The organism is Chryseobacterium sp. UF-290, assembly GCF_058245615.1.
Window position 1 is genome coordinate 219632 of the sequence record NZ_JBSICB010000001.1, and the last position, 26339, is coordinate 245970.

Genomic DNA, 26339 nt, shown 5'->3' on the forward strand with positions numbered 1-26339 from the left:
TGGTGGTTCTTTCAAAATCGAAAAAGATTTTATATATCTATACCTTGCAAAATTTGAAAGCTGCCCAGTAAGTAGCAAAGCTTTTTTTGTAAAAATAAATAGAAAAACAGGAGAACTTGAACAAGAAAATAAAGGTATTTATTATATGACTAGTGATTGTTATACTTCATAATATGAAAGTGCTATAAATGACGCACACTGAGATGAGCTGGAATGCTGTATATGCAGACAGCCAAAGAACATATGTCAAAAGCAATGGATATATAAAAAGCAATAGCTCACTTCCAAACCAGAAAGCGGACTTGTCTATAACTTTTTCCTCTATCCGTCGCCTTTATCCGTCGCAAAAAAACATGATGTTTATCTAAAAATTTCCAAAATACATTTATTACACTTACATTTGTAGAAATGGAAGAATTTGTAGTTTTAGTAAATCCTGAAGATGAAGTTCTGGGTCTGATGGAAAAGCAGCAGGCTCACATCAATGGTCTGTTGCACCGCGCTTTTTCTGTATTTCTGTTCAACAGCAAAGGAGAAATGCTTCTTCAGAAAAGAGCCTCAGGAAAATACCATTCTCCTAATCAATGGACCAATGCCGTATGCTCACATCCCAGAGAAGGAGAAACTTATCTGGCAGGAGCTACACGCAGACTGAAAGAAGAACTGGGAATTGAAACGGAGCTTTCAGAAAAATTCAGCTTTATCTACAAAGCAGATGTAGGTGGTGGTCTTTGGGAACACGAACTGGATCACGTATTTGTAGGAAATCATGAGGCTGATTTCAATCTCAATAAAGAAGAAGTAGAGGAAGTAAGATTCATATCTCCTGAAAATCTGGATAAAGAAATTGCAGAGCACCCGGAGAACTTTACGGAATGGTTTAAAATCATTCTGGAAGAATATAAACACCATTTTTAGTCATGAAAAAAATACTGCTTTTTTCTGTTCTTTTATCAGGAAGCCTGTTTTTTGCCCAAAAAGCAACAACTTATGACAGCCCAAACTATTCTATCAATGTTCCTGAAGGCTGGAAATCTACCAATGACAGTGATATTGTCAATATTTTTCCCACCAATGAGATCGGAGCGATTACCATTTCGGAATATCATGACCTGAATCTTCCCAAGGCCGAAACAAAGAAATTCATACTGGCTCTTTACCAATCAGAAGATCCTGAAAACAAAATAAAAGAGAGCAGAAGTAAAAAAGGATATACAGAATATTTCTACGAATATTTTGATGAAAAAGAAAAACTGTTCTGGATCACCAGAGCCTTTCAAAAAGACAAGGAACTGTATCTGATCACCATCAACTGTGGCCAGAAATTCTGGAACGGAAACTATATGACCCTATTCAATGAGACTTTCAACAGTTTTAAAATAAAGAAATAAAAATTAAATATGAAGAAAACAGCATTGTACGACAAACATGTTTCTTTGGGAGCTAAGATCGTACCTTTCGCAGGTTTTGAAATGCCTGTACAATATTCTGGAGTAACTGAGGAACATTTTGCAGTAAGAGAAAAAGCCGGATTGTTTGATGTTTCCCACATGGGACAGTTTTTCATCGAAGGTCCGGGTTCAAAAGACCTGTTGCAGTTCGTAACGACCAATAATGTAGATGCTCTGGAAAACGGAAAAGCTCAGTATTCTTGCCTTCCGAATGAAAATGGCGGTATTGTGGACGATCTTATCGTCTATAAGATGGAAGATGACAAATATTTCTTGGTTGTAAATGCTTCAAACATAGACAAAGACTGGGATCACATCTCAAAATATAATACTTTCGGAGCTAAGATGACCAATGCTTCCGATGATATGTCATTATTGGCAATCCAGGGACCTAAAGCTACGGAAATCCTTCAAAAACTAACTGACGTCAACCTTTCTGAAATACCTTACTACAACTTTACCGTAGGAAGTGTTGCGGGAGTAAATGATGTGATCATTTCCAACACAGGATATACAGGAAGCGGAGGTTTTGAGATCTACTTCAAAAACGAAAGTGCTGAAAAGCTTTGGGATGAAATAATGAAAGCAGGTGAAGCAGAAGGAATCATTCCTTGCGGATTGGCTGCCAGAGATACTTTAAGACTTGAAAAAGGATTCTGTCTTTACGGAAACGACATCGATGATACGACTTCGCCAATTGAAGCCGGTTTAGGATGGATTACAAAATTTGATAAAGATTTCGTTTCCAAAGAAACTTTTGCGAAGCAGAAAGAAGAAGGTGTTACCAGAAAGCTGGTTGGTTTTGAGCTTACCGACAAAGGAGTTCCAAGACACGACTACCCTGTTGTAGATGCTGAAGGAAATGTAATCGGGAAAGTAACTTCCGGAACTCAGTCTCCAATGAAAAAGATCGGATTGGGTCTTGCTTATGTTGACAAGCCTCATTTCAAATTAGGTTCTGAGATCTTCATTCAGGTAAGAAACAAGAACATCCCTGCAAAAGTGGTAAAAGCTCCTTTTGTATAATGTGTTCTAAAAAGATATTGACTAAAAAGGATGTCCTGAGGACATCCTTTTTAATTTCATTTTACAGGCTCCATTCTCCCGGAAATCCTGATACAGGAAAAATAGACCCAGCCTATAAAAAACAGCTGAAGTGGGATTCTATACCATAGATAGGCTGTTCCGTCTCCGGAAAAGTCACCTGCCTTCATATTGACATGCTCAAATGCCGCATATACATTAGCAGGAAGGATCAGAACAAAAAACAGGATCAACAGCCAGCCAATAGTTTTCTGAAATCCCGGAATCAATATGGCTACTGCTGCTGCAATTTCCAAAACACCGGTGATATAAACCATTCCGGTTCTGTAAGGGATCAGTTCCGGAATCATCAAAGCCATTCCTTGCGTATACACAAAGTGAGCTATTCCGGCTGCTAAAAGCATGACCGCCATAGCAATTCTGGCTGAAAGAGCAACCTCATATTCTTTACGGGTGAGTTTAAAAATGATCAGTGAGATGATCAGAACGATAGGTAAAATAGCTTCGGGCATTTCTTTTTTTGCAAAGTTCTTTCATATATTCCTGCAAAACAATGAACCCAGGTTAAGAAATTCTGCGTCTGATCCGGCTGAGAGCCTGTGGAGTAATTCCAATATAAGAAGCGATATACTTGAGAGGAATATATTTTAAAATTTCCGGCCGCTCTGAAAATAAGGCCAGGTATCTTTCCTCAGCCGTCTGCGTCAGCAGGGATATCTCTCTCTTAAAATTTTCAAGATAAAGCCCTTCGCTCGCCAGCCTTCCTATTGTGTTCCCTATTTCAGTTTCAGCATAGATAGTATTAAGATCCTCAAATGAAATACGCCAGAGAATGGTTTCTTCAAGCGCCTGGACATTATAGCTACATGGCTTACGTGTAAGGAAAGAATCATAGGCACTGACAAACTCTCCGGCAAAGGAAAATGAAAAAGTAAAATCATCCAGATCCCCGGGAATATAAAATCTTGTACTGCCCTTTTCAATGAAGGAAAGATAATTTTCGGTTTCTCCAACAGTAATAAGATGCTGTTTTCTGGAAAATGTCTTCCTTACCAGTTTTGAAGCAAACATTTCCCAATCCTTATCAGACATTGCTACAGTTTTTTCAAAATAAGTGCGGATCTGTTGCATAGCAGAATATAAAGAGTTTATAAAATCTGAAAGCCTTTGTTTAAAAAGCTCTTTCCAATATAATATTTTTTGATGATAATAAAGACAAGAACACTTCTCCTGATCTCAATTAACAACTATTCGTCAATATTTGTACATTCAAAAGACATATCCTTATACCAAACTCGATAAAAAAGCCACAGAATATCTGCAGCTTTTTGATTTCTGTAAGTTGAATATTTCTTACCGGTACACCAGAATATTTTTCACAATCCTGGTTCCGTAATACCGTCTTTCAGATTCTGAGAAATACAACTTGTTTCTTTGATTGTTAAAACTAACAGTTTTGTAAGGTAATCCGGCTTCCCAGGTAATCAGCATTTTGGTTTCATTCATGATCGGATAATTGATATCTGAAAATCTAAACAGAGATTTTGTAACGATCATACTATCCCTTGAGCCCGGTACGCTCCAAATGGTCTGTGGCTGCATCTTGTCCATTTTCGATAACAAATAAGAAAAGCTCTTTCCGATATATTTCTCCTTATTGGTTTCAAAGGTCTTAAGGTAACCAAGCGTATCTATCTTGCTATTCTTAATAGACTTCATTGGTTGTACAGCTTTATTCTGAGCATTGAAATAAGTGTTCAGCAAGCAGAGCAATAGTATTAAAAACTTTATCTTCAATTGTTTTTTCTTATAAAAAATGATAAAAAAACTTTAGAATAAAAGTATTTAATTTACCTCAAAGAACTCCTTCAAAGCTTCAACATTCGTCTTATCATTCCCTACAAAAATTTCATTATCCGTAAGGAAAACCGGTCTTTTCAAAAATGTATAATGATCCAGGAGAAGTTCTTTAAAATCCTTTTCCTGTAAAGACTTTACATCTAAACCTCTTAACTTGATCTGGGTAGATTTTTTACTGAACAGTGCTTCGTATGATTTTGTTTTTTTATGCATTTCTGTCAGCTCTTCTTTGGTGATCGGTTCTTTTTTGATCTCACGAAGTTCCCAGTCTGTAAGGTCAAACTGTGCTAAAATTTTTCTGCAGGTATCACATGTGTTGAGATAAAATACTTTCTTCATTAGTCTTTCTAAATCTTTTATGGGTTAAAATTCTCTTTCATTGAAAGTTTCGTCTTTCAAAAGTAGGATTTAATCTAAAACTTTGGAAATTATTGAATAACTTTATTCAAATTTTATAAAGATGCAGAATAAGCCTATTACTTTTCAGTTTATTTCGGAGCCTTCCGACGTTAATTACGGAGGAAATGTACATGGAGGAAGTGTAATGAAATGGATTGACCAGGCAGGGTATGCATGCGCTACCACATGGAGCGGAAATTATTCTGTAACCGTCTATGTAGGCGGAATCCGTTTTTATGACCCAATCAAAATCGGGGAAGTGGTAAAAGTAGATGCCCAGGTCATCTATACCGGAACTTCAAGCATGCATATCGCGATCAACGTATTTTCAAGAAATCTGAAACAACCTACTTTTGATAAGAAAACCCATTGCATTATCGTCTTCGTTGCCGTAGATGAAAATGGTAAGAAGCTTCCGGTTCCTAAATGGACTCCCACAACAGAGGAGGAAAAACAACAGGAGCAATACGCCAAACGCCTGATGGAGCTGAGAACTCAGATTGAGGATGAAATGAAACCATTTTTATAAAGAACCGGGTTACAGATAATAGGATGAGATTAAGGGCTTCGGACGAGACAGAATGAAAATAAGGCTTAAAGTTCAAGGATTATAAGGCTAACAGCAACCGACCATCAAAAAGGCTATCAAGAAAACAAGATATTCCTATATAAAAAAGCCAGATGAAGGATAAGGCCGGGAAGTCAGCGATATCTCAAGACAGGCAGATAAAAGTCCTATTGAGTTTTAATAACAAAATCTTTTAATCTTTTAATCTTTTAATCTTTATTCATATATTTGCATTATTAAAAGGAAATGGTGTTCTTCCTTCCCCAACCGCTTTACAAAAGCTGATGACGCCTGATTAAGAGATTATTAACAATAACTGATCAGGATTATTATGTCAAAAAATCAACGAACACTTGGTAAAAAAGCAATTTTTCACACTCATTTTTTCTTCAGAAAATTTCCGGCTTTGCCCTATATTTTAAAATGGCTGGTGATCAGCATTATCATTGGTGCTTTGGTAGGAACCGCTTCAGCAGGATTTCTCCTGTCTTTGGAATGGGCTACAGATTTCAGAGAAAGTCATTTGTGGCTGATCGCATTACTTCCGGCAGCAGGTTTTCTGATCGGGCTTTTATATTATTATTTCGGAAAAGACGTTGAAGCCGGAAACAATCTTCTGATCGATAATATTCATGATCCAAAGGAGATTATTCCGTTCAAAATGGCTCCTTTTGTTTATATCGGGACTATCGTCACCCATTTCTTCGGAGGATCCGCAGGGCGTGAAGGAACCGCTCTTCAGATGGCTGGAGCTATTGCAGATCAGCTCAGCAAACCTTTTAAGCTTGATAAAAGCGAAAGAAGAATATTGATTATTGCTGCTATTGCTGCCGGATTTGGTTCGGTTTTCGGAACCCCATTGGCCGGAGCTGTTTTCGGACTTGAAGTTTTTCTGATTGGAAGAATCCGCTATAATGCTATTTTTCCGGCGTTTGCTTCAGCCATATTGGCAGATTGGGCCACTAATTTGTGGAATGTAAAACATACCCATTATCATATTGACCTTATCCCCAAACTGGAGTTTTTACCAATCCTGTACAGTATTTTAGCAGGTATTGCCTTTGGAATCTGTGCTGCGGCTTTCAGCAGGATCATTCATTGGATGGGATCGGTTTTTAAATCAAAGATTAAATATCCTCCATTTCGTCCTGTAGCCGGAGGTATTATTATCGCCATAGCCGTTTTTGCCATGGGAACAACCCGGTATATAGGATTAGGGGTTCCTGTGATTGTAGAGTCTTTTGAAAAACAGCTGCCATTGTATGATTTTGCCTTAAAGATGATCTTTACGGTTGTTACACTTTCAGCAGGATTCAAAGGTGGAGAGGTTACTCCCCTGTTTTTTATTGGTGCCACCCTGGGGAGTGCATTATCCCTCTTTATTCCGCTGCCATTCGGATTACTGGCAGGAATGGGGTTTGTAGCTGTATTTGCAGGTGCAACGAATACTCCCCTGGCCTGTATGCTGATGGGAATAGAGCTATTTGGTGCTGAATGCGGAATTTATGTAGCGATTGCATGTGTTGTATCTTACCTTCTTTCCGGTCATAACAGCATTTATACCAAGCAGAAAATCGGAGAAGCGAAAAACAGGAGATATGAGAGCCAGCAGGATAGATCTATTTCGGATTTTTTGTAGAAGATCACCTCTCTCAACCTTCACCATTACGCTTAATCCCCAACTAGCAACCATAAACCAGCAACGCTCTCCTTTCATCACAAAACTTACCACTATAATTCGTAATTTTGCCCTATGTTTGATTACAGATTAAAAGTCTTCCATACGGTAGCTTCCAGACTCAGTTTTACGAAGGCCTCGGAGGAGCTTCATATTTCCCAGCCTGCTGTTACAAAGCACATCAAAGAAACTGAGATTCAATTGGGTTCCAAATTATTCGACCGCAAAGGAACTTCCATTCAGCTGACCCAAAGCGGGAAAATTCTTTATGAATATGCTGAAAAGATCAGACATATCTACCGTGACCTGGAATTTGAGATCAGTCAGATCAATCAGCAGCACAAAGGAAAACTGATTATCGGGGCAAGCACGACTGTCGCCCAATATATTCTGCCTGAAATCCTGGCTAAATTCAACAGCTACTACAAGGATATCAAGATCGAGCTTCTTACCGGAAACACTGAATCTATTTCCGTTCTTTTAAAGGATGAAAAAATTGATCTGGGAATTATTGAAGGCGAATCCCAGTCTTCCTATTTTGATTATAAATCTTTTAAAGCAGATGAGATTGTGCTGGCTGCCAGATCAGGTCATTCTTTGGCCAATAAAACTCTACATATAAAAGATCTCTATGATATTGACCTGGTTTTGCGTGAGCAGGGCTCCGGAACGCTGGAATTCATACAGAACCGGCTGAGGGAAAAAGGAATCAGTATCAACGAATTAAATACCGTAATGCAGCTAGGAAGCAGCGAAAGCATTAAAAATTACCTTCTCCATTCCGATACAATGGCCTTTCTCTCTATCAGTACGATCCTGAATGAACTGAAAAGCAACACCCTGACCGTTATTGACATCAAAAATTTCAGTATCGAAAGAAATTTCCACTTTATTCTTCCTAAAGGGGAACAATCTGAGCTGATCAGGCTCTTCCTGAGGTTTGCTGAATGACCAGTGTGATTCTGGATTCTGACTGATTTTCCTTATAATCCATAATCAAAGATATAACTTATAGTTATTAAATATAACAAAATACGATTTACTTTGTAATACTAAATTCCGGAATTTTGATGCAGATTTTAAAAGTTTGCATTATGAAAAATTTCATTCAGAATGAAATGACACGGAAAGTAGTTTTTATGGTATTGGCTGTTGTATGTCTAACTCCGGTGGTATCTTCTCCCATAGCTCTCGCTTTAGGCTTCGCATTGACGGTTTTTATCGGGAATCCTTTTGAAAAGCATCTTCATCAGTATATCCACCTGCTTTTACAGATCTCTATTGTGGGCCTCGGGTTCGGGCTAAAACTGGATGAAGCGCTGCATGCCGGAAAGACGGGATTAATGTTAACTGTCATAAGTATTGTAACCGTAATGGTTTTTGGATATTTTTTAGGGAAAGTATTCAGGCTGGAAAGACCTTTATCTTATCTCCTTTCTGCCGGAACGGCTATTTGTGGCGGAAGTGCGATTGCTGCCGTTACCCCTATTATCAAACCTGATACGAAACAGATTTCCCTGGCACTTGCCATCGTTTTTACACTTAATTCTATTGCTTTATTCATTTATCCTGCCATCGGGCATCTGCTGAACCTTTCACAGGAACAGTTCGGATTATGGTGTGCGGTCGGCATTCATGATACAAGCTCTGTAGTGGGGGCAGCCGGTAAATATGGTGATGAAGCTTTAAAAATAGCGACAACGGTAAAACTTGCCCGTGCTTTATGGATCATCCCGGTTTCCGTGATTACCATGTTTATTTTCAAAAGTAAAGATTCTACAATCAAAATTCCCTGGTTTATCGGATACTTCATTATTGCAATCCTTTTGAATACTTACTTTCCTTTTTTTGATCGGTTCAGCGGCTTTATCACTGTTTTAGCAAAATCAGGATTAAACCTGACCTTATTCTTTATTGGTTCCACGCTTTCTATCCGGACATTGAAAACGATAGGGTTCAAACCTTTGTTTACCGCAGTGCTTCTATGGGGAATCATAAGTATAGGCAGCTTACTTTACATCCTTCATTAAAAGAACCGAACCCTTCTGAAAATCAGAAGGGTTCGGCATATTAAATGTGGAAATGTTTATTTCATATCGAAATAATGTCTTAAATAGCAGACTGGTCACAAGTATACACCTGAGGGCAGGCAATATATTCAATACAGTACTTAGGACCTGTCACAGATCCCGAGCAGCTACAGCCGCAAAGGGATATATCTTTTTCAATATTAGCCCAGCTATCAAGGCCTCCGGTAATATTTTTAAGATCCTGTTTTCTTAGCTTTTTAGCATTTTTAATAATGTTCATGTGATTGGGTTTTGATTAAACAATATAGTTTTAGTTACTTCCCAAAGTTAAACAAATATTAAATATTCACAACATAATTTAATATAAATTTCAATAATATATTGATTTTAACCTTATTAATATAAATAAACAGGCAATAATCCATATTTATTTATTAAACAAAATAAATCACTCCATAAATTAAAGCTTCTGACTCAGACTCGCATTGCTGCCAGATATATCTTATGTTTCTGAGAAAAATAAAACCTTTCGATTTCTCAAAAGGTTTTTATAATAAAATGTTTTCTACTTAACAGGTTATTACCTGCAGGCATCTTTTGTATTTGATACAATATGACGGACCTGTTACTGCGCCCGTACAGCTACAGCCGCACAGTGAAAGATCAGGGGTTGCTATACCACTTACACCTCCTGCGATATCTTTAAGGTCGTTTCTTTCCAGCTTTTTGGCATTTTTAAAAATTTTCTGTGACATGATGATTTGATTTTAGTTAAACAATATAATTCAGTTTACTTTCAAAAGTAAATAAATAATAATCATTCAAAGCATAAAAAAATGTTAATTAACTCATAATCTTATATTTAAACCTAAAAAAACTGAGCTATTCAGTAAATTCAAGATCCCTGTCGTGGGTTTCCGAAATAGTAAGTGAGGAATAAAAAGCAAGCCCGAATACCACTACTCCTACAATGGCAGCGCTTTCCACTACTGAAAAACGGCCTTTAAGCGAATCAAAAGCCAGAATCATGACAGGCACAAGCCCTCTGACCATATTCGGAACGGTTGTCGTTGCTGTATTTCTGATGTTGGTTCCGAACTGCTCCGCCGCTAAGGTTACAAACATGGCCCAATATCCTGTTCCAAAACCCAGCCATATGCAGAACATATAATATTTTGTTTCGGTATTGGTATTTCCGAATAACATGATAGCAACTCCGATCAGCGTAAAGATCAGCATATAGAAGATCGCCATTTTACGGGATTTCAACGCATGGGAGATAAACCCACTCAGCAGATCACCCACAGAAATCCCCACATAAGCCCACATAATCGCTTTTCCGGGGTTGATATCCTTTATACCCAATTCAGGGGCAAACTGGTTAGCTAAAACAGCCAGAATCCCTATACAGTACCAGGTAGGCAATCCCACTGCTATACACTTTAAATACCTTATCAGCCTGTCTTTATTCGTGAAAAAGGACAGAAAATTCCCTTGGAGATATTTTTATGCTCCATATTCTTATAAATTCCGGACTCGGATACACTTATCCTCAGCAGCAATAACAGGATTCCCATTATCCCGCCGATGATATAAGAGATATTCCACCCTCCGGCCAGCTCTACCGTCAGTTGGGCCACTACGGCCCCCATCAGTCCGAAACCGGCCACCACTGATGTTCCGATCGCCCTTAAATTCTTTGGCAGACTTTCAGAAACAAGGGTAATTCCGGCTCCCAGCTCTCCAGCCAGACCGATACCTGCAATAAACCTTAAGGCGGCATATTGGTACACTAAATGCTCTTTCGGAAAGTAAGGCAGAAAACCACAGGCGATGTTAGCCAAAGAATACACCATAATAGAGCCGAAGAGTACGGAGAGCCTTCCCTTCTTATCTCCAAAAATGCCCCAGAACACTCCTCCCAGGAGAAGTCCCACCATCTGACAGTTCAGAATAAAGGTTCCGTCTGCATCCGGGTCAAGCCCCAGCGCTTTTAAACTTGGAATTCTTACGATTCCGAATAAAAGGAGATCATAGATATCTACAAAATAGCCTAAGGCGGAAATAATAACGGGAATAGAGAAAATGTACTTCAGTTTTGAAGACAGGGACAGTTCTTGCATTTTTAAGTTTTGATAAAAATAAAAAAACCTTTCAATTTCCTGAAAGGTTTTTATAAAATATCTTGATCTGAATATTATCTTGCAATATTCACGGCTCTCGTTTCTCTGATCACCGTTACTTTTACCTGTCCCGGATAAGTAAGCTCATTCTGAATCTTTTCAGAGATGTCATAGGACAGCTGGGAAGCTACTTCATCATTTACTTTTCCGCTCTCCACCATTACTCTCAGCTCTCTGCCTGCCTGGATCGCATAGGCGCTTGATACACCATCAAAGCTTAATGCAGCAGATTCAAGGTCTTTCAGTCTCTGGATGTAAGATTCCAGTACCTGTCTTCTTGCTCCGGGTCTTGCTCCTGAAATGGCATCAGCTACCTGAATGATCGGAGATAATAATGATTTCATTTCGATTTCATCGTGGTGAGCTCCAATTGCGTTAACAACTTCCGGGTTTTCACCGTATTTCTCTGCCCACTGCATCCCTAATAAGGCGTGTGGCAATTCAGATTCCTGCTCAGGAACTTTACCAATATCGTGTAAAAGACCTGCTCTTTTAGCCAGTTTTACATTTAATCCTAATTCAGCAGCCATTGTTGCGGCAATATTGGCTACCTCTCTTGAGTGCTGTAATAAGTTCTGTCCGTAAGAAGAACGGTACTTCATTCTACCCACGATCTTGATCAGCTCAGGGTGTAATCCGTGGATTCCTAAATCAATGATTGTTCTTTTTCCTACTTCAATGATCTCCTCTTCTATTTGCTTTCTGGTTTTTTCAACCACTTCCTCGATTCTTGCCGGGTGAATTCTACCATCCGTAACCAATCTGTGAAGTGATAATCTTGCGATCTCTCTTCTTACCGGATCGAAGCATGAAAGAAGGATGGCTTCCGGGGTATCGTCAACGATGATCTCTACTCCTGTTACCGCTTCCAAAGCACGGATATTTCTACCTTCTCTACCGATAATTCTACCTTTTACTTCATCAGATTCGATGTTGAAAACAGAGACAGAGTTTTCGATTGCCTGTTCCGTTCCGATTCTCTGAATGGTCTGGATAACAATCTTTCTGGCCTCATTCTTAGCATTCATCTGAGCTTCTTCCATAATGCTCTGAACATGGGCCTGAGCTCTTGTTTTAGCTTCTGCTTTCATGGTTTCTACCAATTCAGCTTTAGCTTCTTCCGCTGTATAATTAGCGATTTTCTCCAAGATTTCAACTTTTTTAGCGGTTGCAACATCCAATTCCTGCTGTTTCCTGTCTAAAATCTCGTTTTTCTTTGCATAATCTGCGATCTGCTTATCCAGATCCTTTTCAAGCTTTCCTGTTTTGCTAAGCTCATCATTCAGCTTGTGCTCCTTGTCCTTGATTCTTTTTTCTACCTCCTGCATTTTCTTTTCACGAACCTGGATATCAGCATCATGCTGAGATTTTAATTCCAGGAACTTTTCTTTAGCCTGAAGGTTCTTTTCTTTCTTTATGGATTCAGCTTGTACGTTAGCTTTTTCTATAAGGTTTTCGGCATTTTTCTTTGCATCATCTATGATAAATTTTGCTTTAGTATTCAGTGAGCTTTTAGAGAAAAAAATCCCTATTACCGCCCCAATAACTAAACAAATAACGCCGACTATAATGGCTGTTGTCATAATATATATTGAGTTTTAATTGTCTTCATATCCAAATAAAAAAGCCCACAACAATTCAGCGATTGAGAGTAAACTCCTAATCAACACGATTTGAACTGATTTCCACTGTCTGTAATCCGGAAGTCCGGCACGCCATTCAATGGACATTTGCTCGGTAATTGTTTAGCGTTGAGTTTACCTTTAATGTGTTAGAATTATTGTAGGCAGTCTGTCCGGGAAAAAAAATCTATTTCCCGATTTCATTCAACGACTGATTAATTTGTGTTAATCTTTCGTTGGTAGAATTAATATTTTTCTCGTAGTTAAGAGACACGACCTCCGCATTGGTTCCCAGTTTCAGGGCACACATCGCCAAAGCGTCCTGTTTATCTCTTACATCGAAGTTCTGTTCAAAATCTTTAATCATATTCTCGATCTGCTTCCCTACCTTACGCAATGTTTCCTCTTCTGCTGCGGGTACGTTCAGCGGATATACTCTTCCTGCAATGTTGATGGTTATTCTCCTTACCTCCATTATAATCCACTGTTTTGAAGCTGAGCAATACAGAAATCAATTTCTTTCACCAATCTGTTGATATGGTTTTTCATTAACCTATTATGTTCAGGATTTCCTGATATTGCTGAATAAAGTTTTATATTTTTTTGTTCTTCTGCTAAGACCTGATTTCTTCTTCTTTCCTCATCATACTTCTTCTTCAACTCTTCATGCTCAATACTTAATTCTGATAACTTTTCAGTAAGGCTCCTGTAGTTCTTTTGCAGAGCCAAAATTTTTCTCTCTAATTCTGAAAAATTGTTTTCTAAGTCTTGAAGCATTTCAGGTTTTGTATATTCTAACTAGAAGCAAAAATAAAAAAATATTAACACTAACAAAAATAAAACGCCCTATATTTTGGACTACCTACAAAAAAGGAGACGCTAAAGCGTCTCCTGTATATTTTCAATATGATATTTTCTTATTCAAATTTCAGAACAAACATAACCGCTCTTGTCTGTAATGTGGAAACCGCAGATGACCAGTAAGGAGGTGTAGTCGCGTTATCCGCCACTTTTTCATTGTTCATGAAGAATGTTCCCCTGATTGCCGGTGTCAATTTAAATTTGTTGAAATAAAACTGAATTCCCATTTCTGCAGACCATGCAAAATTGTGTGTTGTGGATCTGAAGATCCCCTGCATGTTATCATCAGTAGAAGTTGCATTAGACTGGAGGTTTACGATATAGTTTACCCCTGCAGCAACGTAAGGCCTTGAATTGTACCATCTCTGCCCATGAAGTTCCAAAAGAACAGGAATATCGACCAAAGTGGATTTAATTTCTCTTACTTTATCTCTCTCCTGTAAAGGGAACGGCGTGAAGGGAGGATTCGTTAAAGATCCACCTGCATAGACGTCATTAGATTGAGTATTAAAAGTCAACTGTCTTTGTGCGAACTGTAAACCCGGCTCTATTCTTACATCAAGATAGTCGTTCAGCCTCCATTTTGCAATAAGTCCCGCACCGAAACTGTAACTTTCTTTAGAGGTAACAAGATTCTGATTATCATTTGAACCATATCTTGGATGTAATACAATGCGGTAGTCCAGCCTGTTCCCGTTCAAATAAAAACCCCAACTGAATTTCTGTTCGTCGAAATCTTCCAACTTATCCATTCTGTTTCGGGTTCTGAATTGCGCGTCTGCAAAAACGGCAACATTTACTGAGGCTAAAACCAGTGCTCTTAATAAAAATTTATTCATAGGTTACTTTGTTGCTTTATAAATTGTGGCTATACCTAAACTTAGTTTTTTATATTCTACTTTCTTAAATCCCGTATCTAAAAGAATTTGCTTCATCTTCTCCCCGAAAGGAAAAGCATTTACAGAATCCGGAAGGTATGTATACGCCCTATTATCTTTGGAAACCAGTCTGCCTATGGCAGGTAATATATTTCTGAAATAAAACATATAAAGCGGTCCCATGAAACCCTCAACCTTTGAAAACTCCAGTATATAAACACTCTTGTTATCTTTAACAACTCTTCTTAACTCTGCCAAACCTTTGGTAAGGTTCTCAAAATTCCTCACTCCAAATGCAACGGAAACAGCATCGAATCTATTGTCCTCGAAAGGTAAATTTTCTGCATCTCCTTTTTGCATGGAAATTTTGCCGTCTAATTTAAGTTTTTTTATTTTAATAACGCCAACATTCAGCATTTGTTGTGATAAATCTAAACCAACTACTTTAGAACCGGTTCCTTTTTCAATGGTAATTGCCAGATCTCCCGTTCCTGTAGCCACATCCAGCACTTCCTGCGGATTGTCATTTTTCATCCATCTTACCAGTTTATTTCTCCACAGAACATCAATTTTCATGGATAAAACATGGTTCAGAAGGTCGTACTTCGGTGCAATATTGTCGAACATATCCTCTACCTGGCTCTTCTTTGTAGCCTCTGAATTGTAGGGAGTAACTTTGGTGATATCTTTTGTCAAAACTTAAAACTTGTAATATTCTTTATAATAATTTAGGTAATCCTGCTTTCTGAAGATCTTTGATCTTGATTCCACTTTCTGGATGTTTTTGATTACCTTATCGTAATCTTCATCTACATTGTAATAAAAATCTTCTGTGTAAAGCTTATTGAAGCGTTTCGCCCCTCCGTAATAATCCTTTCCGTCAATCACGGTCTTATCAAGTGCCATCAGCAATGAATCCTTTTTAAGATTATAGCCATAATACTGTTCGTTTACGTAGTAATCCTGATGCGCAATATTGACCAGACCACGCAGCTTGTTCACTTCAAATGCCGAATCGTAAAGCATTTTTTTATTCTGATCATAAACCTGAATAGAGTTTTTCCCTTTATTCAAATCCACATGCACATACTGCCCCGCTGAAATGATTCCTTCAGATCCGTTATTGATCTTAAAATAATACGTATTCGGGGTAGGATTATCTACAACATAATAATTCTTCTTGGCTAAAAAAAGGAAGTAGATCCCAAAGGCAACGATAAACGCCACAGCTGCAATGAGTAAGCCTTTTAAGGACGGGTTGTTTTTCATAGATTGTAAAGTACAATTTTTGCAAATTTAATAATATTTTTAATTCTTCGTTATTAATATTAATTATTAACTTTGCATCTTTAAAAAAATCATATAAACGAATGCCGAATACGATCATTATTGGCTCTGGATGTTATATTCCGAACAGAGTTATTGGTAGGGATTATTTCATGAATTCCGAGTTCTACACAGAGGATGGTGTAAAGATTGAAAAGCCTGTGGAAGAAACTATTGCGAAATTTGTAGAAATTACAGAAATCGAAAACAGGAGATTTATTGAAGATGATCTTTCCAATTCAAAAATCGGTTATGAAGCCGCAAAAATTGCTCTGGAAGATGCAAAAGTAGACGGCGAAGAATTGGATTATATTATTTATGCAAGCAATTTCGGAGAAGTTACTGAAAACGGATATGCTGATTTTATGCCGACAATGGCTGCAAGAGTAAAGAACAAACTGGGCATTAGAAACAGAAAATGTGTAACTTATGATATGCTTTTCGGATGTCCGGGATGGGTGGAAGCGATGATCTTAGCTGATAATTTAATTAAGGCTAAAGTTGCAAAAACTATTTTGATCATTGGAGGAGAAACGTTAAGCCGTGTAACAGATCCGCATGACAGAAACAGAATGATTTTTGCTGACGGCGCAGGAGCTGTTGTTGTAAAAGCCACTGATGATGAAAATGTAGGCATTATCGCACACAATACAATCTGTGACAACGGTCCGGAACTGAACTACCTTGAAAATCAACCTTCTATCAACAAAGAAGTAGACCAAAGACGTCTTTATGTAAGAATGCTGGGCAGAAAGATTTATGAATATGCTCTTAAAAATGTCCCGGTAGCCATCAAAGAAACCATTACAGACGCTGGCCTTTCTATTGAAGATATCGATAAGATCCTGATCCACCAGGCTAATGCCAAGATGGATTATGCGATGATCGAGAGACTTCACAAGCTTTATGACGTAAAAGAATATGATCACGCAATCTCTCCCATGACGATCCAGGACCTTGGAAATACCTCTGTAGCAACCATTCCTACTATGTATGATTTAATAATTAAAGGAAAAATGGAGGGTCAATCGTTTAAGGATAAAGGTAACATTGTGATGACTTCGGTAGGTGCCGGAATGAACATCAATGCTATCGTTTACAGATTTCCTTAAAAGTAATTTTAATTTAAAAATATAAAAAGCACAAAGGAAGTCTTCTTTTGTGCTTTTTTTAAACCAGAATATGCAGAAGAATTTTTTAATCATCGCCGGAATCTTCCTGTTTTTGGAGATTTATATTTATCAGGCCATAAGAACCCTGACTGAGAATTCCTGGCTAAGAATTGGGTATTGGGTGATATCCCTGATCATTTACGGAATTTTCGCATACGAAATTACCCATCTCCAAAGATCAGACAGAAGCACTGCCAGAGCCCAGATTATGGTTTCATTGTTTGTGATATTTATCCTTCCCAAAATCTTTGTGGTTTTATTTTTATTGATCGATGACATCGTCCGTATCGGCGGCTACCTGATCGGTTTTGCCCAACCTACAGAAAATTTCTTTCCGGAAAGGAGAAAATTCTTGAGCCTTGTAGGGCTGGGAATGAGCGGTGTGCTTTCCGCTTTATTCATAGACGGAATTACCTTCGGGAAATACCGTCACAAAGTAAGAAAAGTAAAAGTAAAGTTTCCCGGTCTTCCCAAAAGCTTCAAAGGCTATAAGATCATTCAGATCTCCGATGTACACAGCGGAAGCTTCTCTGATCCGGGAAAGCTGCAACACGCTGTCGATCTGATCAATGAGCAGAAACCGGATCTTGTTCTATTTACCGGAGACATGGTCAACAATGTTGCTGACGAGTTTAAGCCTTTTATTCCTCTGTTTTCACAAATTCAGGCTAAAGACGGTAAGTTTGCGGTATTAGGAAACCATGATTACGGAGATTATGTATCCTGGGCTTCCCCTAAAGCTAAAAAAGACAATCTTGAAACCCTGATCGATTATGAAAAACAGGCTGGCTTTGACATGTTGAGAAACGAGCACAGAGTGATTGAGAAAAATGGAGAACAACTCTACATTCTCGGAGTTGAAAACTGGGGGTTAAAACCTTTTCCTCAGTTCGGTAAAATTGATGATGCTTTGAAAAATGTGCCGGAATCCGCAACAAAGATCTTAATGAGCCACGATCCTACCCACTTTGACTATGTGGTAAAAAAACACCCTGGAAACATTCACCTGACCCTTTCCGGACATACTCATGGTATGCAGTTCGGCCTGGATCTTAAAAATATCAAGTGGTCACCGGTTCAGTACCGTTATCCAAAATGGGCCGATCTCTATGAAAGTGAAGGAAAACTCTTGTATGTCAACAGAGGATTTGGAGTTCTTGGGTACCCTGGAAGAGTTGGTGTATTACCAGAGATCACGCTTTTTGAATTGAGCTAGCAGAATGTAGGTTTCAGGTTGAAAAGTAAAGATTGGAAAAGAGAAGATGTAAAATCAGAGTTTAATAAATTGTATATATAGTTTCTGGTTTTATAAGTGTATGTTCCGGTTCTGGCCTCACTACTGATATTCAAGCCTAATCCCTGCTACTACCTACTCCTGACATCAGCAACCTGCAACCTAAAAAACATAATCTTTCATACGGGAAACCGCAAGCTCTTTCCCGTTGATAAAAGTAAGGAGGACATCTAATTTGTCCTCCATTTTTTTGCCCGAAAACAGGCTCCGGTAAAATGGGATATCAAAACGGTATTTCTTAAAATCCGTAAACTGCCAGGAATTGAGATAGATCAGAACAAATTCTTCATTCTGTAGGGTTTCGAGAATCATAGTCTGATAATACTTCATTGGCAGGATCTGAAATACAAAATCATTGTACGGCAGCTGACTGTAAGGAGAGATACTTTCCGGCACCATACTCAGGCCGTTTTCTTCCGTAATTTCCGTATCTCTCTTCAGACGTTTGAAAGGAAAAAGAATATTGGCATTATCAATATTCGAAACATAATTAAACTCCATCATCTTCAAACTTTCCTGCGGCACCTTCATATCCTTCTGACGAATTCCCCTAATCTGCTTTTCCAAAAGATCCTGAATATTCTTCTTCGTATTTTCAATTTCCTCAAGGTTTGAACCTTTATTGTAAAAAGCAATTTCATGCCCTTTGGATGAAATTGCTTTTATAAGATTCTGCAGTTTTTCAGCGATAGAAACTTCGATAAAAAAACTTGCTTTTATGTCATGAATCTCTAAAATCCTGAGAATAGCTTTGGTATTATCTTCTGTAATTTTCAGTCTTTCCTCATCAGTGATCTGAACACCATTTTTAGGTTCAGCTTCAATATTCATGATGTTAAAAGTCAATAATACCATTTAAATTAAATTTTAGATAAAAGTTATAATAAATTAAAAATCAGATGTTAAAACAATAATTAATTAAATCTTTACTTTACATTATTATTTCTTAGCTAATTTTACTTTAAGATTTCTGATCATATCTTTTGTCATTTCAGAAATTCCGAAATCATACGTCAGCCCCCAGTCTTTTTTGGCTACAGAATCATCGATGGAAGCCGGCCATGAATCTGCAATCGCCTGTCTGAAATCCGGGTTGTAATCAATCGAAAAATCCGGGATTTCTTTTTTGATTTCTTCCGCCAGTTCTTTTGGGGTAAATGACATCCCTCCTAAATTATAAGATGAACGAACCGTCAGACTTTCCTTAGGAGCTTCCATCAATTTCAACGTTGCATTGATCGCATCATCCATATACAACATTGGCATTCCTGTATTCTCAGAAATGAAGCTTGTATATTTCCCCTCCTCTATCGCTTTATAGAAAATCTCAACGGCATAGTCTGTGGTTCCACCACCTGCCGGGGTCTTCCATGAGATCAGACCAGGATATCTGATACTTCTTACATCTACTCCATATTTGTCAAAATAGTACTCGCACCACTTCTCTCCGGCCATTTTAGAGATTCCGTAAACAGTTGTCGGATTTAAAACCACATCCTGTCCCACATCATGTTTTGGAATTCCTTTTCCAAACACAGCAATAGAACTTGGCCAGAAGATCTTTTTAAGAAGTCCTTCTTTCGCCATTTCACAGAAATGAAGCAGAGGTTCCAGATTCAGTTTCCAGGCAAAAACAGGCTGCTTTTCAGAAGTTCCGGATAAAAGGGAGGCCAGGTGATACACTGTAGTGATGTCATAGTCTTTGATCACCTGTCTTACGAGCTGCGTATTCGTAACATCCATTCTTTCATAATGCCCTGCGGAAGTAATTCCTTCCTGCCATCTGTCCAATCCTGAAGCAACAACGTTCTCTGCTCCGTGGATTTCAACAAGTCTGTTAGTAAGTTCGGTGCCGATTTGTCCCAGCGCACCTGTAATCAGTATTCTTTCCGTATAGGATTCCATTTTCAGATTTTTTTAGAATTGTACAAAAGTAAAAAAAACATGTCAACCATAATAAAAAAGGGGAATTAAAAAATATACCTTTGAAAATCATCTTAATTCTTCACCATCCTGCTTTCTTCAAATGATAGAAAAAATCAAATATAAAGATCCCCAGCCCCCGTTTACATAAAAATCGATAATTTTGTTTCAAAGAAAAACAATCATATGAAGAAGATTTTAATGGCTTCGGTTCTGTTAGTAAGCCAACTTGGATGGGCGCAGTTTACGGACATCAATATCATAAAGGAAGTACAGGTAAAGAAAAAGGGTGTAGTAGTATCCGCACATCCTCTGGCCAGTGAAGCCGGAGCAAAAATCTTACGGATGGGGGGCAATGCTTACGACGCTGCCACTGCGACACAATACGCATTAGCAGTTGTGTATCCTCAGGCAGGAAATATAGGCGGAGGCGGATTTTTAGTAGGGGTAAAAAACAACGGTGAAAAATTCACACTGGACTACAGGGAAACAGCTCCCAAAAAAGCTTCAAGAGACATGTACCTTGACAAAAAAGGAAAAGCAGACACTGATCTGTCTCAAAACGGAAGGCTTGCCGTAGGAGTTCCGGGAAGTGTGGCCGGCTTTTTTGCCACCTTAAAATACTGTAAACTTCCGATGGAAAAAATCATCCAGCCTGCAATTGATCTGGCTGAGCAAGGATTTGCCATTACGGACAAGGAAGCAGATATGCTGAATAACAACAAAGAGAAATTTCAGAAGCACAATAAATCATCTATCATTTTTGTAAAAGATACTCCCTGGAAGGCTGGCGATATTTTAGTTCAGAAAGATTTGGCAGAAACCCTGAAACTGATTCAGAAATCAGGAGCAAAAGGTTTTTATGAAGGAAAAACAGCAGAGCTGCTGGTTGCTGAAATGAAAAGAGGTAACGGAATCATCACCCTGGAAGATCTTAAAAATTATAAAGTGGCAGAAAGAAAGGCTTTAGAGTTTGATTATAAAGGCAACAATGTTGTATCAATGCCTTTACCGTCCAGTGGCGGACTTCTTCTTGCCCAGATGCTCAGAATGGCAAGCTTTGAAAACCTTGAAAAATACCAGCAGAATTCTACAAAGGCTGTTCAGATCATGACAGAAGCAGAAAGAAGAGCTTTTGCAGACAGAGCGGAATATATGGGTGATCCGGATTTTATCCAGGACAAAACCTCTTACCTGACTTCTGATGAGTACCTGAAAAACCGATGGAAAAGCTTTAGCTTTGACAAAGCGACTCCAAGCGCAGAAGTTGGAAAGATCATAGCACAACCGAAAGAATCTACACAGACCACCCATATTTCCGTACTTGATAAAGACGGGAATGCAGCCTCCGTGACAACAACTCTTAACGGTTATTACGGAAGCAAAGTTCTGGTTTCGGGTGCCGGATTCTTTTTAAACAATGAAATGGATGATTTCTCCATCAAACCCGGAATTCCGAATATGTTCGGAGCGGTAGGCGGAGAAGCCAATTCGATCCAACCCAACAAAAGAATGCTTTCCTCCATGACGCCTACCATCCTTCTGAAAAACGGAAGGCCTTACATGGTAGTGGGAACACCGGGAGGAACCACCATTCCTACCTCCGTCTATCAGTCTATCGTAAATGTAGTTGATTTTAAGCTGAATGCGAATATTTCAGTAAATGCTCCTAAATTTCACCACCAGTGGCTTCCGGAAACCATCAGTGTAGAAAACAATTTCCCTGAAAGTACTATTGCTGAATTGAAGAGCAAAAATTATGTGATAGAAAAGGTAAAACAGATCGGAAAAACCGAAATGATCATCCTTGATGAGAACGGAAATATCCACGCAGTAGCAGACGGCCGTGGTGATGATTCCGTGGCTACTGAATAATTAAATGAGTCAATATATTATTGATAAAGCATGGTTGGATTTGAATATCCAACCTTTTTTGTGCCCATCCACTCGACAAGGCTGAAAACATCAATATTTTTTAACGTATTACTAATACATTCAGAACGCTATGATTTTTGTCATGTTTTAGAAAAAATTCATAATTTCACCTTCTCAAAAAACAATTTCTATTGAAATCAAAAAAAATCTATCAGCAGCTTTATTTCCAGGTAATCATAGCTATCATTGCAGGAATTCTTTTAGGAAGGTTCAATCCTGAACTGGGAGAAAAGATGAAGCCTTTAGGAGACGGCTTTATCAAGCTGGTCAAAATGATCATTGCTCCGGTAATCTTCATTACCTTAACCCTCGGGATCGCCCATATGACAGATCTTAAGAAAGTGGGAAGAATTGCAGTGAAAGCCATGATCTATTTCTTTACGTTTTCAACGCTGGCACTTATTATCGGTTTGATCGTAGGAAATCTCCTCCAACCCGGCCACGGTTTAAATGTTGATCCTTCTACTCTTTCCGGAGATGTTTCGCAATATCAGGAAAAGGCACATGAGACTACCCTTACGGGTTTTGTCATGAATATTATCCCTGAAACCCTTTTTAGTCCGTTGGTAGGGGAAAATATATTACAGGTACTTCTTGTTTCGATCTTAATGGGAATTGCCCTGGTTTTAACAAAAGAAAAAAGTCAGAAGGTCACTGATTTTCTTCAGGACTTATCGACTCCCATATTCAAGATCGTTCATATGCTGATGAAGCTTGCGCCTATTGGAGCTTTCGGGGCAATGGCTTTTACCATAGGAAAATATGGCCTCCATTCTATTCTTAATCTTATCTTTCTCGTTGCCACCTTTTATATTACTTCCATACTTTTTGTTGTGCTGGTATTAGGGGCAGTAGCCTGGTGTAACGGATTTAATATTTTTAAGCTGATGTTCTACCTTAAAGAGGAGCTTCTTTTGGTATTGGGAACCAGCTCCTCTGAGTCTGCGCTTCCCGGGATCATGGATAAACTGGAGAAAGCCGGCTGTTCAAGAACAATCGTCGGACTTGTAGTCCCTACCGGATATTCTTTTAACCTTGACGGAACCAATATTTATATGACACTTGCCTCCCTCTTCATCGCACAGGCACTCAATATTCATCTTCCTATTGAAAAACAGCTGATGCTTCTTTTAGTTGCAATGCTAAGTTCAAAGGGTGCAGCAGGAGTTACCGGAGCAGGATTTGTGACATTAGCGGCAACATTGGCTGTCGTTCCGGAAATTCCTATTACCGGAATGACACTGATCTTAGGGATTGATAAATTTATGAGTGAATGCAGGGCACTTACCAATGTAGTAGGAAATTCTGTAGCGACAGTAGTGGTAGCAAACTGGGAAAAGCAACTCGACAAAGAACAGCTTCATTACTCCCTTAATCACCCTGGAGAAATTGAGAAAAAACTGGAAGTTTAAAAAGCATTAAAATAAAGTATGTTTTTTCATAGGAAATGTTTTTATCATAGTAAAACCATAAACACTTTACAACAAAAACAATATAAATAGAAAAATTCAATAATTAAAATGTAATTTAATTAAAAAATAAATAATAAAATTCGTAATTTATTGAAATATTTACATTCATAATTTCAATATAATGCAGTAATAATGGCTCTCACTCAACCTTGGCATCAGGAACTTATAAAATCAGGATTTATTAAATCTCTTCTATAAAAGCTTTACTTTTCCAGACCTTTCCCCTGTAAAAAGCAGACAGAAAATTTTAAACCAGAATATTCAGACTTGAAGGCTGTACTTTCACGTGGATCGGTGACTGTATTTTATTAAATTCTCCGTCCAGGTGCCAGTTTTTGGTATTTACCTTAAATGAAATCTCAGAAACCGGAAGATAAGTAACATATTCATCATCCTTCAGTCTCTTGGTAAACATCCTGAAAGCAAAGAGCGCAGAATAAGTCAAAGGAAATTTTTTCACCAAAACCATATCAACCAGACCGTCACTTTTACTTGCATTTGGGGCAATGTAAGCATTATTACCGAACTGGCGGGTATTGGCAATATTCAGCATAAGATATTTTCCGCTATACTGCTTGTATTCTTCATCAAAAAACTTGACCTTGATCGGCTTATAATTGAAGAACGTTTTCAAAGATACTTTAATATAGTTTTTGAATCCACGGCTTGTTTTTTCAAATTCTTTAACGACTTTACCGTCAAATCCTGTTCCTGAAACATTGATAGAAAGCCTGTCATTCACAGTAAATGTATCGATCTTTCTGGATTTCTTCGCTTTTATCTTCTCCAAAAGCTCATTAAGGTTTTTACTGAAACGGGTTTCATTGGAAAATCCGTTTCCTGAACCCGCTGGAAAAATAGCCAGAATTTTTTCGGTATTGATCAGATTTTTGGCTACAGTAGAAATTGTTCCGTCTCCTCCGATCGCCACAAAGATGTCCACCTCCTCAAAGTGGTTCTGAATAAACTCATCTGTTGCCGGAATAGATTCGGAGACATAATACAATGGATTGTCAACCTTAGCTTTAAGCTCATTCAAAAACGGCTGATAATTTTTTTTGGCTGAAAAGGGATTGATAATAAAAGCTACTTTGTTCATCACCGCAAAAATAGAAAATGCTTCCTGAACTGGAAGCATTAATTTACTTAATTTTCATTCTTTCTTTAAATTCTGCATTTAATGTTCCCTTTAATTCTTCCCAGGAAACAGGAATCGTAATATCACCTGCTGCAAAAGCAGCAATTTCGTAAGGACTATAGTGAAAATACAGGTTCTTTTCATCAAAATAAAAGTTGTCTGAAGCCGGAATCTTCTCAACCAAAAGCATTTCTGAGTTTTTCACCTCTCCGTCACTATCCGTTGTTCCGCTGTTGATCTTATCGATATTCTTCATCAGGATAGCCTCAATTTTATCTTTACGCATTGAGGTAATATCTTTCAGCTCAAGCCTTTTACTATTCTTAAGGTCAAAAACTCTTTCTGAAAACCCATATTCGTCGTGAGCTCCACCTATATATGCACTTCCGGTATATTGAATGTGCATATATCCGTTGTTATTGGATTTTAAATTCATAAAAGAACTTGAATACCAATTCTGAGCATAGGTCATATCTGAATACCAGTCTTTATTATCCTCCTTCATAGACCTGAAATAATTATTTTTTTCATTTTCCAGGTATGCCTGAAGACCAGCCTTGGAAAAGTCTTTAATTTTTGAATTCTGAAAATATATACTGTCTAAAAGCTTATGATCTTTTAAAGAAGGAAATACCAACAGCTTTGATGTATAAGAAACTTTTAATGAATCGGTAATTTTTATAGAATCATTTACTTTTACAGAATCCACCACGAATTCTTCGGAAGGTTTATTTTCCGTTTTTTCTGCAATCTCTCCTCTCGTTTCATTTTTTTTACAAGCTGTGAAGGCTAAGAATGAAGACAGCACTAAAACTGCAATCGTATTTTTCATAATTATCAATTTTCCGATATCAATACAAAAACCATTCATCTTTTTGAATGGTTTTGAAAAAAATATATTTTTTTAATGGTCAGCGTCCTGCCGTCATTCAAATATTACTTTTGAATCAGGCTTATTACCTGATTTTCAAATTTTGAAGCAACACCCCAAATCTGTTTAAACGCAGAATAATATTCTTTAGGATAATCTGCACTTGCTACTTTTGTAGTGGAAGTAATTTCCAGTTTGTTTCTATATCTCAGATCTGCCTCGTCAAAGACAGGCAGAGAAAGAAATTTATGTAATGAAAATAATATATTAAATACCAGGCAGCTTACCGCTAAAGTTTAGGACTTATTTTCATCATGGTTATTAAAATTATGCAAACATAAGAAAATCTTAATAAATGTTAAAATACAAAAATGAAAAGACTCCAAAAGCATGGAGTCTCATTAATACTTAAAGTACTATCCTAAATCTGCCCGTACAGGCTAAAAACAAAAATAATGGAAGGATGATATGAGGTATTTATTGGTACACCTCATGACATGAAATAATAAACATCATGCATCTCACTGATTCCAAATTTAATATAATTAACTATACAACTCATTCAAATGATGTAGAATTAATTCTAATAGGATATAAAATTAATTCTACCATTTTCTGCAATAAAAAAGACTTC

At 37.9% G+C, this 26339-nt stretch carries 27 protein-coding genes, 1 pseudogene and 1 riboswitch; of the genes and pseudogenes, 11 read left to right on the plus strand and 17 right to left on the minus strand.

The genetic code is table 11. The features are described 5' to 3' along the window. Positions 1-408: 408 nt before the first annotated feature. Genes idi through gcvT form a run of 3 tightly spaced genes read left to right on the plus strand, consistent with a single transcriptional unit; the run spans position 409 to position 2477 of the window. Positions 409-918, plus strand: a complete 510-nt coding sequence (gene idi / locus AC4IF5_RS00950) for an isopentenyl-diphosphate Delta-isomerase (protein ID WP_490730784.1) — start codon at positions 409-411, stop codon at positions 916-918. Between the two features lie 2 nt (positions 919-920). Continuing rightward, entirely contained in the window at positions 921-1391 is a 471-nt protein-coding gene (locus AC4IF5_RS00955) for a hypothetical protein (RefSeq protein ID WP_490730786.1), read from the plus strand. Between the two features lie 9 nt (positions 1392-1400). After that, positions 1401-2477 (plus strand): glycine cleavage system aminomethyltransferase GcvT, encoded by a 1077-nt coding sequence (gene gcvT, locus AC4IF5_RS00960; RefSeq protein ID WP_490730788.1) that lies wholly within the window; start codon positions 1401-1403, stop codon positions 2475-2477. A 56-nt stretch (positions 2478-2533) separates the two neighbouring features. Here the strand turns inward: gcvT and AC4IF5_RS00965 are convergent, their stop codons facing one another. The 4 genes from AC4IF5_RS00965 to AC4IF5_RS00980 all read right to left on the minus strand — a co-directional run bounded on the left by AC4IF5_RS00965 (position 2534) and on the right by AC4IF5_RS00980 (position 4694). Further along, positions 2534-3007, minus strand: coding sequence for a DoxX family protein (locus tag AC4IF5_RS00965; protein WP_490730790.1), 474 nt, complete (start codon positions 3005-3007; stop codon positions 2534-2536). Between the two features lie 52 nt (positions 3008-3059). Next, positions 3060-3626 (minus strand): Crp/Fnr family transcriptional regulator, encoded by a 567-nt coding sequence (locus tag AC4IF5_RS00970; protein WP_490730792.1) that lies wholly within the window; start codon positions 3624-3626, stop codon positions 3060-3062. A 222-nt stretch (positions 3627-3848) separates the two neighbouring features. Next, the gene (locus tag AC4IF5_RS00975) at positions 3849-4214 is read right to left on the minus strand and encodes a hypothetical protein (protein WP_490730794.1); all 366 of its coding nucleotides are present in this window, start codon (positions 4212-4214) and stop codon (positions 3849-3851) included. A 126-nt stretch (positions 4215-4340) separates the two neighbouring features. Further along, on the minus strand, positions 4341-4694 hold the full coding sequence (locus AC4IF5_RS00980) for an arsenate reductase family protein (RefSeq protein ID WP_490730796.1): 354 nt from the start codon (positions 4692-4694) through the stop codon (positions 4341-4343). 121 nt (positions 4695-4815) lie between these two features. Between AC4IF5_RS00980 and AC4IF5_RS00985 the strand changes: the two genes are divergently transcribed. From AC4IF5_RS00985 to AC4IF5_RS01000, 4 genes are all read left to right on the plus strand, one after another. Then, complete coding sequence (locus AC4IF5_RS00985; protein ID WP_490730798.1) at positions 4816-5283, plus strand: acyl-CoA thioesterase; 468 nt, start codon at positions 4816-4818, stop codon at positions 5281-5283. 272 nt (positions 5284-5555) lie between these two features. Beyond that, positions 5556-5623: riboswitch (Fluoride riboswitch) on the plus strand. A 30-nt stretch (positions 5624-5653) separates the two neighbouring features. Continuing rightward, complete coding sequence (locus tag AC4IF5_RS00990) at positions 5654-6961, plus strand: voltage-gated chloride channel family protein (RefSeq protein ID WP_490730800.1); 1308 nt, start codon at positions 5654-5656, stop codon at positions 6959-6961. A 114-nt stretch (positions 6962-7075) separates the two neighbouring features. Further along, positions 7076-7951, plus strand: coding sequence for a LysR substrate-binding domain-containing protein (locus AC4IF5_RS00995; RefSeq protein ID WP_490730801.1), 876 nt, complete (start codon positions 7076-7078; stop codon positions 7949-7951). Between the two features lie 143 nt (positions 7952-8094). Continuing rightward, complete coding sequence (locus AC4IF5_RS01000; RefSeq protein WP_490730803.1) at positions 8095-9030, plus strand: YeiH family protein; 936 nt, start codon at positions 8095-8097, stop codon at positions 9028-9030. Between the two features lie 79 nt (positions 9031-9109). Here the strand turns inward: AC4IF5_RS01000 and AC4IF5_RS01005 are convergent, their stop codons facing one another. The 9 genes and pseudogenes from AC4IF5_RS01005 to AC4IF5_RS01045 all read right to left on the minus strand — a co-directional run bounded on the left by AC4IF5_RS01005 (position 9110) and on the right by AC4IF5_RS01045 (position 15843). After that, positions 9110-9310, minus strand: a complete 201-nt coding sequence (locus AC4IF5_RS01005) for a hypothetical protein (RefSeq protein ID WP_490730805.1) — start codon at positions 9308-9310, stop codon at positions 9110-9112. 289 nt (positions 9311-9599) lie between these two features. Next, on the minus strand, positions 9600-9785 hold the full coding sequence (locus tag AC4IF5_RS01010; RefSeq protein WP_490730807.1) for a hypothetical protein: 186 nt from the start codon (positions 9783-9785) through the stop codon (positions 9600-9602). A gap of 127 nt (positions 9786-9912) precedes the next feature. Then, positions 9913-11153: pseudogene (locus tag AC4IF5_RS01015) on the minus strand (MFS transporter). A gap of 74 nt (positions 11154-11227) precedes the next feature. Then, on the minus strand, positions 11228-12796 hold the full coding sequence (gene rny / locus AC4IF5_RS01020) for a ribonuclease Y (protein ID WP_490730809.1): 1569 nt from the start codon (positions 12794-12796) through the stop codon (positions 11228-11230). A 226-nt stretch (positions 12797-13022) separates the two neighbouring features. After that, positions 13023-13310, minus strand: coding sequence for a cell division protein ZapA (locus tag AC4IF5_RS01025; protein WP_490730811.1), 288 nt, complete (start codon positions 13308-13310; stop codon positions 13023-13025). Further along, complete coding sequence (locus tag AC4IF5_RS01030) at positions 13310-13612, minus strand: hypothetical protein (RefSeq protein ID WP_490730813.1); 303 nt, start codon at positions 13610-13612, stop codon at positions 13310-13312. Before AC4IF5_RS01030 ends, AC4IF5_RS01025 begins: the two co-directional genes overlap by 1 nt. Before the next feature lie 140 nt (positions 13613-13752). Next, a complete protein-coding gene (gene porT / locus AC4IF5_RS01035; protein ID WP_490730815.1) occupies positions 13753-14535 on the minus strand; it encodes a type IX secretion/gliding motility protein PorT/SprT in 783 nt (260 codons plus the stop codon). Between the two features lie 3 nt (positions 14536-14538). Beyond that, entirely contained in the window at positions 14539-15270 is a 732-nt protein-coding gene (gene ubiE / locus AC4IF5_RS01040; protein ID WP_490730816.1) for a bifunctional demethylmenaquinone methyltransferase/2-methoxy-6-polyprenyl-1,4-benzoquinol methylase UbiE, read from the minus strand. Between the two features lie 3 nt (positions 15271-15273). Further along, on the minus strand, positions 15274-15843 hold the full coding sequence (locus tag AC4IF5_RS01045; protein WP_490730817.1) for a hypothetical protein: 570 nt from the start codon (positions 15841-15843) through the stop codon (positions 15274-15276). A 101-nt stretch (positions 15844-15944) separates the two neighbouring features. On the opposite strand from AC4IF5_RS01045, the gene AC4IF5_RS01050 reads away from it, so the two are divergent. Both AC4IF5_RS01050 and AC4IF5_RS01055 read left to right on the plus strand, forming a co-directional pair. Next, positions 15945-17012, plus strand: coding sequence for a 3-oxoacyl-ACP synthase III family protein (locus AC4IF5_RS01050; protein ID WP_490730819.1), 1068 nt, complete (start codon positions 15945-15947; stop codon positions 17010-17012). A 70-nt stretch (positions 17013-17082) separates the two neighbouring features. Next, positions 17083-18288, plus strand: coding sequence for a metallophosphoesterase (locus AC4IF5_RS01055; RefSeq protein ID WP_490730821.1), 1206 nt, complete (start codon positions 17083-17085; stop codon positions 18286-18288). A 180-nt stretch (positions 18289-18468) separates the two neighbouring features. Here the strand turns inward: AC4IF5_RS01055 and AC4IF5_RS01060 are convergent, their stop codons facing one another. Together AC4IF5_RS01060 and AC4IF5_RS01065 are read right to left on the minus strand one after the other, a co-directional pair. Next, positions 18469-19221 carry a polysaccharide deacetylase family protein gene (locus tag AC4IF5_RS01060; RefSeq protein WP_490730823.1) on the minus strand — a complete coding sequence of 251 codons (753 nt, stop codon included), beginning with the start codon at positions 19219-19221 and terminating at the stop codon, positions 18469-18471. A gap of 84 nt (positions 19222-19305) precedes the next feature. Continuing rightward, positions 19306-20271, minus strand: coding sequence for an NAD-dependent epimerase/dehydratase family protein (locus tag AC4IF5_RS01065; RefSeq protein WP_490730825.1), 966 nt, complete (start codon positions 20269-20271; stop codon positions 19306-19308). Positions 20272-20475: 204 nt separating this feature from the next. Here AC4IF5_RS01065 and ggt point away from each other — a divergent pair, with 204 nt between their 5' ends. Next, complete coding sequence (gene ggt / locus AC4IF5_RS01070) at positions 20476-22164, plus strand: gamma-glutamyltransferase (protein ID WP_490730826.1); 1689 nt, start codon at positions 20476-20478, stop codon at positions 22162-22164. 191 nt (positions 22165-22355) lie between these two features. Beyond that, positions 22356-23636, plus strand: coding sequence for a dicarboxylate/amino acid:cation symporter (locus AC4IF5_RS01075; protein WP_490730828.1), 1281 nt, complete (start codon positions 22356-22358; stop codon positions 23634-23636). 307 nt (positions 23637-23943) lie between these two features. Here the strand turns inward: AC4IF5_RS01075 and AC4IF5_RS01080 are convergent, their stop codons facing one another. Then, complete coding sequence (locus tag AC4IF5_RS01080) at positions 23944-24834, minus strand: diacylglycerol/lipid kinase family protein (RefSeq protein ID WP_490730830.1); 891 nt, start codon at positions 24832-24834, stop codon at positions 23944-23946. A gap of 4 nt (positions 24835-24838) precedes the next feature. After that, positions 24839-25666, minus strand: a complete 828-nt coding sequence (locus AC4IF5_RS01085; RefSeq protein WP_490730832.1) for an RsiV family protein — start codon at positions 25664-25666, stop codon at positions 24839-24841. Between the last annotated feature and the right edge of the window lie 673 nt (positions 25667-26339).